The 8958-nt window shown below is 53.9% G+C and carries 12 protein-coding genes and 1 pseudogene; 9 read left to right on the top strand and 4 right to left on the bottom strand.

Annotated features, from left to right (window positions below; all coding sequences use genetic code 11):
• The 5 genes from KQJ18_RS18595 to KQJ18_RS18575 form a co-directional block, all read left to right on the top strand.
• Nucleotides 1–680, top strand: a 680-nt coding sequence (locus tag KQJ18_RS18595) for an arginine deiminase family protein (protein ID WP_253297526.1), incomplete at its 5' end; no start/stop codon positions are given.
• 9 nt (nt 681–689) lie between these two features.
• Complete coding sequence (gene arcC / locus KQJ18_RS18590) at nt 690–1622, top strand: carbamate kinase (protein ID WP_038636753.1); 933 nt, start codon at nt 690–692, stop codon at nt 1620–1622.
• Nucleotides 1623–1678: 56 nt separating this feature from the next.
• Nucleotides 1679–2683, top strand: coding sequence for an ornithine carbamoyltransferase (gene argF, locus KQJ18_RS18585; protein ID WP_085048409.1), 1005 nt, complete (start codon nt 1679–1681; stop codon nt 2681–2683).
• A 55-nt stretch (nt 2684–2738) separates the two neighbouring features.
• Entirely contained in the window at nt 2739–4142 is a 1404-nt protein-coding gene (locus KQJ18_RS18580) for a YfcC family protein (protein ID WP_216422470.1), read from the top strand.
• A gap of 144 nt (nt 4143–4286) precedes the next feature.
• The gene (locus tag KQJ18_RS18575) at nt 4287–4766 is read left to right on the top strand and encodes an arginine repressor (protein ID WP_038636746.1); all 480 of its coding nucleotides are present in this window, start codon (nt 4287–4289) and stop codon (nt 4764–4766) included.
• On the opposite strand, the gene KQJ18_RS18570 is transcribed toward KQJ18_RS18575, so the two are convergent.
• Nucleotides 4763–4885, bottom strand: coding sequence for a hypothetical protein (locus KQJ18_RS18570; RefSeq protein ID WP_087857458.1), 123 nt, complete (start codon nt 4883–4885; stop codon nt 4763–4765). The two genes, KQJ18_RS18575 and KQJ18_RS18570, sit on opposite strands and share 4 nt — an antisense overlap.
• On the opposite strand from KQJ18_RS18570, the gene KQJ18_RS18565 reads away from it, so the two are divergent.
• From KQJ18_RS18565 to ridA, 4 genes are all read left to right on the top strand, one after another.
• Entirely contained in the window at nt 4861–5010 is a 150-nt protein-coding gene (locus tag KQJ18_RS18565) for a hypothetical protein (RefSeq protein ID WP_230131637.1), read from the top strand. The two genes, KQJ18_RS18570 and KQJ18_RS18565, sit on opposite strands and share 25 nt — an antisense overlap.
• Complete coding sequence (pyrB, locus tag KQJ18_RS18555; protein WP_038636743.1) at nt 5003–5938, top strand: aspartate carbamoyltransferase; 936 nt, start codon at nt 5003–5005, stop codon at nt 5936–5938. The genes KQJ18_RS18565 and pyrB overlap by 8 nt, the downstream gene beginning before the upstream one ends.
• A gap of 13 nt (nt 5939–5951) precedes the next feature.
• Complete coding sequence (pyrI, locus tag KQJ18_RS18550; protein ID WP_069324772.1) at nt 5952–6413, top strand: aspartate carbamoyltransferase regulatory subunit; 462 nt, start codon at nt 5952–5954, stop codon at nt 6411–6413.
• 76 nt (nt 6414–6489) lie between these two features.
• Entirely contained in the window at nt 6490–6876 is a 387-nt protein-coding gene (ridA, locus tag KQJ18_RS18545) for a 2-iminobutanoate/2-iminopropanoate deaminase (protein ID WP_000047544.1), read from the top strand.
• A gap of 91 nt (nt 6877–6967) precedes the next feature.
• Here the strand turns inward: ridA and KQJ18_RS18540 are convergent, their stop codons facing one another.
• From KQJ18_RS18540 to KQJ18_RS24710, 3 genes and pseudogenes are all read right to left on the bottom strand, one after another.
• Nucleotides 6968–8254, bottom strand: coding sequence for a TRAP transporter large permease (locus KQJ18_RS18540; RefSeq protein ID WP_204526432.1), 1287 nt, complete (start codon nt 8252–8254; stop codon nt 6968–6970).
• A gap of 30 nt (nt 8255–8284) precedes the next feature.
• The gene (locus KQJ18_RS18535; RefSeq protein ID WP_038636733.1) at nt 8285–8794 is read right to left on the bottom strand and encodes a TRAP transporter small permease; all 510 of its coding nucleotides are present in this window, start codon (nt 8792–8794) and stop codon (nt 8285–8287) included.
• Nucleotides 8795–8856: 62 nt separating this feature from the next.
• Nucleotides 8857–8958: pseudogene (locus tag KQJ18_RS24710) on the bottom strand (TRAP transporter substrate-binding protein); the annotation flags it as partial.

Below are 8958 nucleotides of genomic sequence, written 5' to 3'. Positions count from 1 at the left end.
CTAATAATCTGCGGGCGATTTACCGTTGGCACCCACAATTTGCCGATGGCGAATTTATTAAATATTTCGGTGATGAAAATATTAATTACGACCACGCCACATTAGAAGGTGGAGATGTGCTGGTCATTGGTCGCGGTGCGGTACTTATTGGCATGTCTGAGCGCACCACGCCACAGGGAATCGAGTTCCTTGCCCAGTCACTCTTCAAGCATCGCCAGGCAGAGCGCGTCATCGCGGTCGAACTGCCTAAGCATCGTTCCTGTATGCATCTCGACACCGTGATGACCCACATCGATATCGATACCTTCTCTGTTTACCCGGAAGTGGTGCGCCCGGACGTGCAGTGCTGGACTCTGACGCCAGACGGGCGCGGCGGCCTGAAACGGACGCAGGAAAGTACGCTGGTCCATGCCCTGGAAAAAGCGCTGGGGCTCGATCAAATTCGCCTGATTACTACCGGCGGTGACGCCTTCGAAGCCGAACGTGAACAGTGGAATGACGCCAACAACGTCCTGACGCTACGCCCCGGCGTTGTTGTGGGTTACGAGCGCAATATCTGGACCAACGAGAAATACGACAAAGCCGGCATCACCGTTTTACCCATTCCTGGCGACGAACTTGGACGCGGACGCGGCGGCGCGCGCTGCATGAGCTGCCCGCTGGAACGCGACGGTATTTAAGGAGACGTCATGGAAAATAAACCAACCCTGGTTGTGGCTCTGGGCGGCAACGCGCTGCTCAAACGCGGCGAGCCGCTGGAAGCAGACATCCAACGTAAGAATATTGAGCTGGCGGCAAAAACCATCGCCCGGCTTACGCAACAGTGGCGTGTGATTCTGGTACACGGCAATGGCCCACAGGTTGGACTGCTGGCGTTACAAAACAGCGCTTACGCCAGCGTCACCCCCTATCCGCTCGATATTCTCGGCGCGGAAAGTCAGGGAATGATTGGCTATATGTTGCAACAGGCGCTGAAAAACCAGCTTCCACAGCGAGAAATTAGCGTCCTGCTGACGCAGGTTGAAGTCGATGCCCACGATCCAGCCTTCAGCAATCCCACCAAATATATCGGGCCCATTTACGACCAAACCCAGGCCAGTGCATTACAGGTGGAAAAAGGCTGGGTTTTCAAAGCCGATGGTAAAGCGTTCCGTCGCGTTGTGCCCTCTCCGCAGCCCAAACGCATTGTTGAAAGTGACGCGATCCAGGCGTTGATCGCCCGCGATCATCTGGTCATCTGCAATGGCGGCGGCGGTGTGCCGGTCGTGGAAAAAGCCGATGGCTACCACGGCATTGAAGCCGTGATCGACAAAGATCTCTCCGCCGCCCTGCTCGCCAGCCAGCTTCATGCTGATGCGTTGCTCATCCTGACCGATGCCGACGCGGTGTACCTCGACTGGGGCAAACCCACCCAGCGCCCTCTGGCTCAGGTCACCCCCGAAATACTCGGCGAGATGCAGTTCGACGCCGGTTCTATGGGGCCGAAAGTTACCGCCTGCGCGAATTTTGTCTCTCAATGCCAGGGGATAGCAGGCATCGGCTCCTTGGCCGACGGCCCGGCCATTCTCTCGGGAGAGAAAGGCACATTGATTCGGCCCGAAACCATTGCTTACGACGCATGACCCATTTTTGCCGGATGGGCGACTGCGCCTTATCCGGCCTACATAAGGACATTCTGATGACTGTTAACTTAAAAAATCGCAATTTTCTTAAATTGCTCGACTACACCCCGGCAGAGATCCAGTACCTGATCGATCTGGCTATCGAATTAAAAACGGCGAAAAAGGCCGGACGCGAAAGACAGACGCTGGTCGGTAAAAATATCGCGCTCATCTTCGAAAAAACCTCAACCCGCACCCGCTGCGCCTTTGAGGTTGGCGCTTTTGATCAGGGCGCGCAGGTGACCTATCTCGGCCCAAGCGGCTCACAGATTGGTCACAAAGAATCGATGAAAGATACCGCCCGCGTGTTAGGCCGCATGTACGACGGCATCGAATATCGCGGATATGGCCAGGAGATCGTCGAAGAACTGGGGCAGTTCGCCGGTGTTCCGGTATGGAACGGACTGACCAACGAATTTCACCCTACGCAGATCCTTGCGGATCTGATGACCATGCTGGAACACGCGCCGGGCAAAACCTTACCTGAACTGAGCTTCGCCTACCTCGGTGACGCCCGCAATAACATGGGTAATTCGCTGATGGTTGGCGCGGCGAAAATGGGGATGGACATCCGCCTCGTCGCCCCTAAATCCTTCTGGCCGGATGAGACGCTGGTTGCCGAATGCCGTGAAATCGCCAGCGTGACAGGCGCGCGCATTACGCTCACGGAGGACGTTGAGGAAGGCGTTTACGACGTGGATTTCCTCTATACCGATGTCTGGGTCTCCATGGGCGAACCCAAAGAGGCATGGGCAGAACGCGTAAGCCTGATGACGCCTTACCAGATTAACCAACGAGTCATCAACGCAACCGGCAACCCCAATGTGAAATTTATGCACTGTCTGCCCGCCTTCCATAACGAACACACCAAAGTTGGGCGTGAAATCGAAGCGGCTTACGGCCTGAAAGGGCTTGAGGTCACGGAAGAGGTGTTCGAGTCAGCACACTCCATCGTCTTCGACGAAGCAGAAAACCGGATGCATACCATCAAAGCGGTCATGGTAGCGACACTCGGCGACTAACCCCTGCGGGCATATGTCGCCTGACGGCATATGCCCGAGCTATCCGGAGAACATCATGGGCAAATTCAAATTTCCCAGCGCGTATACCATCCTGTTTATTCTTATTGCACTCGTCGCTGTTATGACCTGGATTGTCCCGGCAGGGAAATACCAGATGGCGATGAATGCGACCCTGGGTAAAGAAGTGCCGGTTGCCGGGACTTATGCCCCCACAGAGGCGCATCCACAAGGTATTACCGCTGTACTGCTGGCGCCAATTGACGGTCTTTATAATCACGAGACCTACACCGCCGGCGCCATTGATGTGGCGCTGTTTGTCCTGATCATCGGCGGGTTTCTCGGCGTGGTAAACAAAACGGGGGCCATCGACGCCGGTATCGAACGCGTGACGGTCAGGCTTAACGGCAAAGAAGAGTGGATGATCCCCATCCTGATGGGACTTTTCGCCGCCGGAGGTACGATTTACGGGATGGCGGAAGAGTCGCTACCTTTTTACACGCTGCTCGTCCCGGTAATGATGGCGGCCCGCTTTGATCCACTGGTCGCTGCTGCGACCGTTTTGCTCGGCGCAGGTATCGGCACACTCGGTTCGACCATTAACCCGTTCGCAACGGTTATCGCTGCCAACGCGGCCGGGATCCCCTTCACCCAGGGAATGTTGATGCGCATTCTGCTGCTGGTCGTCGGCTATGTGATCTGCGTGGTGTGGGTCATGCGCTATGCCCGGAAAGTTCGCAGCCATCCTGAGCTGTCTATCGTGGCGGATAAAATGGAGGAAAACCGCGCCCATTTTCTCGGTAGTCGCGCCAATACCAATCTGGAATTTACGGCAACGCGGAAATGGATCCTGCTGATTTTCGCCTCCGCCTTTGCGGTAATGATCTATGGGGTGGCGGTACTCGGATGGTGGATGGCAGAAATATCCGCTGTCTTTCTGGCTGCTGCGATTATCGTCGGCGTAATCGCCCGCATGAGTGAAGAGGCATTTACCAGTACATTCATTGACGGTGCGCGGGATCTGCTTGGCGTGGCGCTGATTATCGGTATTGCGCGCGGCATCGTCGTGGTGATGGATAACGGCATGATCACTCACACCATTCTGCACAGCGCCGAAAATATAGTCTCCGGCCTTTCCACCACCATTTTCATCAATGTGACCTATTGGCTGGAAGTTTTGCTCTCCTTCCTGGTCCCATCGTCCTCTGGGCTGGCGGTCCTCACCATGCCCATTATGGCCCCGCTGGCCGACTTCGCGCATGTACAGAGGGATCTGGTCGTCACCGCGTATCAATCCGCTTCCGGCATTGTGAATCTGATTACGCCCACCTCTGCGGTTGTGATGGGGGGGCTGGCCATCGCGCGCGTTCCCTATGTGCGTTACCTGAAATGGGTCGCTCCGTTACTGCTTATTTTGACGTTACTGAACATGGTCGTCCTGAGTATCGGCGCGATGCTGTAGCCCTTTTAGCCGTCGGTATCCGACGGCTTTTTTGATCGTTCTCTCGTTTTTCTGCACAACCGCCCGTTTGAGCCGTTATTGATACTGCAAATGTGGTGAATTTCGCCATCGCATTGATACAGATAAGAAATATAAGGTGATTTTATGAAGGAATTCGATGATTACTCTGCCAAAGAGCAAAAACAGCTGGCGATGTGTCAGCGCCTGATTAGCGAAAAAAGCTACCTGTCCCAGGAAGCGCTGCGCCGCGACCTGCAAAGCCACGGCTTTACCAGTATTAGTCAGTCGACGGTGTCTCGTTTGCTGAAGTTGCTTGGGGCCATAAAAATAAGAAATACAAAAGGGCAAAAAATTTATTCTGTCAATCCTCAGTCACGACCCGCTCCTGATGCGGCGCGATCGATCGCTGAAATGGTGGTCAGCATAGAACACAATAGCGAGTTTATCCTTATTCACACCGCTGCAGGATATGGTCGCGCGGTTGCCAGAATCCTCGATTATCACGCCTTGCCGGAAATTCTGGGCGTCATTGCCGGCAGCAGTATCGTCTGGGTCGCGCCGCGCGTCGTGCAGCGAACGGGCCTGGTTCACAAGCAGATTAATTATCTCTTTAAAATGAATTAAAATTCAGAAGAACCGTTTGCGATGAATAAATCGTGCATTTTTCGCTTGATCCCATAACGTAGCTGAGTATAATCGCGGACAATTTGCCGGGAGGATGTATGGTTCAGTGTGTACGACATTTTGTCTTACCGCGTCTGAAAAAGGACGCTGGCCTGCCGTTTTTCTTTCCGTTGATCACCCATTCCGAGCCCCTCAATTGAGGGGCTTTTTTTTTGCCCAGGCGTCAGGAGATAAACATGGCTAACCCGCTCTATCAAAAACACATCATTTCCATAAACGACCTCAGCCGCGATGACCTCAATCTGGTCCTCGCAACGGCGGCGAAATTAAAAGCGAACCCACAACCGGAGCTGTTAAAGCATAAGGTCATCGCCAGTTGCTTCTTTGAGGCGTCCACCCGCACCCGTCTATCCTTTGAAACTTCTATGCACCGTCTGGGCGCCAGCGTGGTAGGTTTCTCTGACAGCAGCAACACGTCTCTGGGCAAAAAAGGCGAAACGCTGGCTGACACCATTTCCGTCATCAGCACCTATGTCGACGCCATCGTCATGCGTCATCCGCAGGAAGGCGCCGCGCGTCTGGCAACAGAATTCTCTGGTAACGTCCCGGTTCTTAACGCGGGCGACGGCTCTAACCAGCATCCAACCCAAACGCTGCTGGATCTGTTTACCATTCAGGAGACACAGGGCCGCCTGGACAATCTGCAAATCGCCATGGTGGGTGATCTGAAATATGGCCGCACCGTCCACTCCTTAACCCAGGCGCTGGCGAAGTTTGAAGGCAACCGCTTCTACTTCATCGCCCCGGATGCGCTGGCCATGCCGCAGTACATTCTGGATATGCTGACTGAAAAGGGCATCGCCTGGAGCCTGCATGGCACTATCGAAGAGGTGATGGCGGAAGTCGATATCCTCTACATGACCCGCGTACAAAAAGAGCGTCTGGACCCATCCGAATACGCCAACGTGAAAGCACAGTTTGTCCTGCGCGCCAGCGACCTGAACGGCGCCAGAGCCAATATGAAGGTACTACACCCGCTGCCGCGTATTGATGAAATCACCACCGACGTCGATAAGACGCCGCACGCCTGGTATTTCCAGCAGGCTGGCAACGGCATCTTCGCCCGCCAGGCGTTACTGGCACTGGTACTGAATAGCGAACTGGCACTGTAAGGGAGAAAAAGAGATGACACACGATAACAAACTGCAGGTTGAAGCCATCAAACGTGGCACCGTGATTGACCATATTCCCGCACAGGTTGGTTTTAAATTGCTGACGCTGTTCAAGCTGACAGAAACCGACCAGCGAATCACCATCGGTCTGAACCTGCCGTCCGGTGAGATGGGTCGTAAAGACCTGATCAAAATTGAAAATACCTTCCTGACCGACGAGCAGGTTAACCAGCTCTCTCTGTATGCGCCGCAGGCAACGGTGAACCGCATTGATAATTACGACGTGGTGGGTAAATCACGTCCGAGTCTGCCAGAGCGCATCGACAACGTGCTGGTGTGTCCGAACAGCAACTGCATCAGTCATGCTGAGCCGGTTTCTTCCAGTTTTGCAGTGAAAAAGCGTGCTGATGACATCGCACTCAAATGCAAATACTGTGAAAAAGAGTTTTCGCATTATGTGGTGCTGGCCAACTAATTAGGGTTGGTTATGAGATCCCTGCTCCCTATAATGAGCGGGAACATTCTATTACCGCTGTAATTCAGGAGAAATCATGAGCAAGACTATCGCGACGGAAAATGCACCAGCAGCAATCGGCCCATACGTACAGGGTGTTGACCTGGGTAGCATGGTAATCACTTCCGGTCAGATCCCGGTCGATCCGAAAACCGGCGCCGTAGCGGAAGACGTGTCCGCTCAGGCGCGTCAGTCGCTGGAAAACGTAAAAGCTATCGTTGAAGCAGCAGGTCTGAAAGTGGGCGACATCGTTAAAACGACCGTCTTCGTGAAAGACCTGAACGATTTCGCTACCGTCAACGCCACCTACGAAGCGTTCTTCACCGAGCACAACGCGACCTTCCCGGCGCGTTCTTGCGTGGAAGTTGCTCGTCTGCCGAAAGACGTGAAAATCGAGATTGAAGCGATCGCCGTTCGTCGCTAAACCACCTTGTGCCGGATGGCGGCTTCGCGTAATCCGGCCTATGCAAGCGTAGTTTGTAGGCCCGGTAAGCGCGAGCGCCACCGGGCATTTATCACATCACGCCAAACAGTTTCGGCAGAAATAGCGAAATCGCCGGAATGTACGTCACCAGCATCAGCACCAGGAACAGCACCAGGTAGAATGGCAGCATCGCCTTCACCACCTGCTCGATTTTCTGCTTACTCACCGCACTGGCCACAAACAGCACCGACCCCACCGGCGGCGTAATCAGGCCGATCCCTAAGTTCACCAGCATGATCATACCAAAATGGACCGGATCAATACCGAGTGCGTTGGTCACCGGTAGTAGCACCGGCGTCAGGATCAGGATCAGCGGCGCCATGTCCATCAGCGTACCGATCAGCAGCAGCATGATGTTAATGCACATCAGGATGACGTATTTGTTATCCGAGATGCTGGTGAAGGCTTCGGTAATCCGCATCGGCAACTGCATATAGGTCATGACGGCCCCAAACGCGGCGGCAAAGCCTATCAGGATCATCACAATAGTCACCGTTTTCACCGTGCGGAACATCAGCTTCGGCAGCTCTGACCATTTATAGTCACGATAGATAAACATGGTGACAAAGAAGGCCCAAAGACAGGCAATCGCCGCGGATTCCGTTGCGGTAAAGATACCTGACAGGATCCCGCCCATGATGATCACCACCGTCATTAATCCCCACAGTGTATCGACGAAAATCTTCAGCGCCTGGCGAAACGGTACGCGCTCCCCTTTTGGATAACCGCGTTTATGGGCAAAAACCACGCACATCACCATCAGGCTAAAGCTCAGCAACAGGCCCGGCAAGATCCCGGCGATGAACAGCGCGGCAATCGACACCGTCCCGCCCGTTGCCAGCGAGTAGATAACCGAGTTATGGCTGGGCGGCGTGAGGATCGCCTGCACCGAGCCGCTGGCGGTTACTGCCGCGGCAAAGTCGCGCGGGTAGCCTTTTTTGTCCATCTCCGGGATCATCACTGAACCGATAGAAGCGGTATCAGCCACCGACGATCCTGAAATTGCGCCAAAAAAGGTCGAGGCGACGATATTTACCAGCGACAGCCCGCCGCGGATAAAGCCAACGAAAATATAGGCAAAATTCACCAGGCGGCGCGCGATCCCCCCTTCCGCCATGATTGCCCCGGCCAGAATAAAGAATGGGATCGCCAGCAGCGAAAACTTGTTTACTCCGCTGGTCAGTTGGATCATCACGGCTTCCAGCGGAATATCAATATACCAGGCTCCAATGATGGCGCTAATGCCAACCGCGTACGCTACCGGTACCCCAATCGCCAGCATAATGCCAAGCGTAAAGACGAGAATAAATGCATCCATCTGCTTTCCTTAATGAAATGGGGGCGGTAACTAGCTGGTTGAACCCAGCATGACAACGGGACGTTGATATTGCGGGCCGCGGAAAATCTTTTCTGCGATAAACAGCAGCGTGATAGCGGAGCCAATCGGCAACGGCAGATAGTTTTGCCCGGCGCTTAAAAGCGGGAATTCCGCGACAGGCTGGTCCCACAGCTCAAGACACAGATTGATTCCATACCAGAGAATAAACAGGCTGATCGCCACCAACATGATATCTGCGACAATCGAGCAGTAACGACGGGCGGACTCCCCCAGACGGTCAATCACCATGCTCACCGCGATATGCGAACCTGCGCGATAGCTCACCGCCGCGCCAATAAAGGTGAACGTCACCATACAAAGAATGGCGACCGGTTCAGGCCATGACAGGGCATTGTTCAGGACATAGCGTGCGAATATGCCAATAGGGATAATGGCGACCATAACCAATAATGCGACACCAGCAATCCACATAGAGACCCGATAAAGAAAATCCATTACCGATGAATAGCATTCACCCATAATTATCACCTCGAATTAATCAAAAGACTCAGGCAGAGGATTGCTCCCCTCCGCCTGATGAATTACTTCACATCCTGAATACGTTTGATCAAATCCTGGTGGTCTTTACCGTAATTATCCCGCACTGACTGCGTGGCTTTATAGAAATAGTCCGTATCAATATC

The sequence above is a fragment of the Citrobacter sp. S55_ASV_140 genome (assembly GCF_018919505.1).
GTDB lineage: Bacteria > Pseudomonadota > Gammaproteobacteria > Enterobacterales > Enterobacteriaceae > Citrobacter > Citrobacter werkmanii.
The sequence above is the reverse complement of the archived record's forward strand: the minus strand, read 5'-3'. Positions and strand labels throughout refer to the sequence as shown.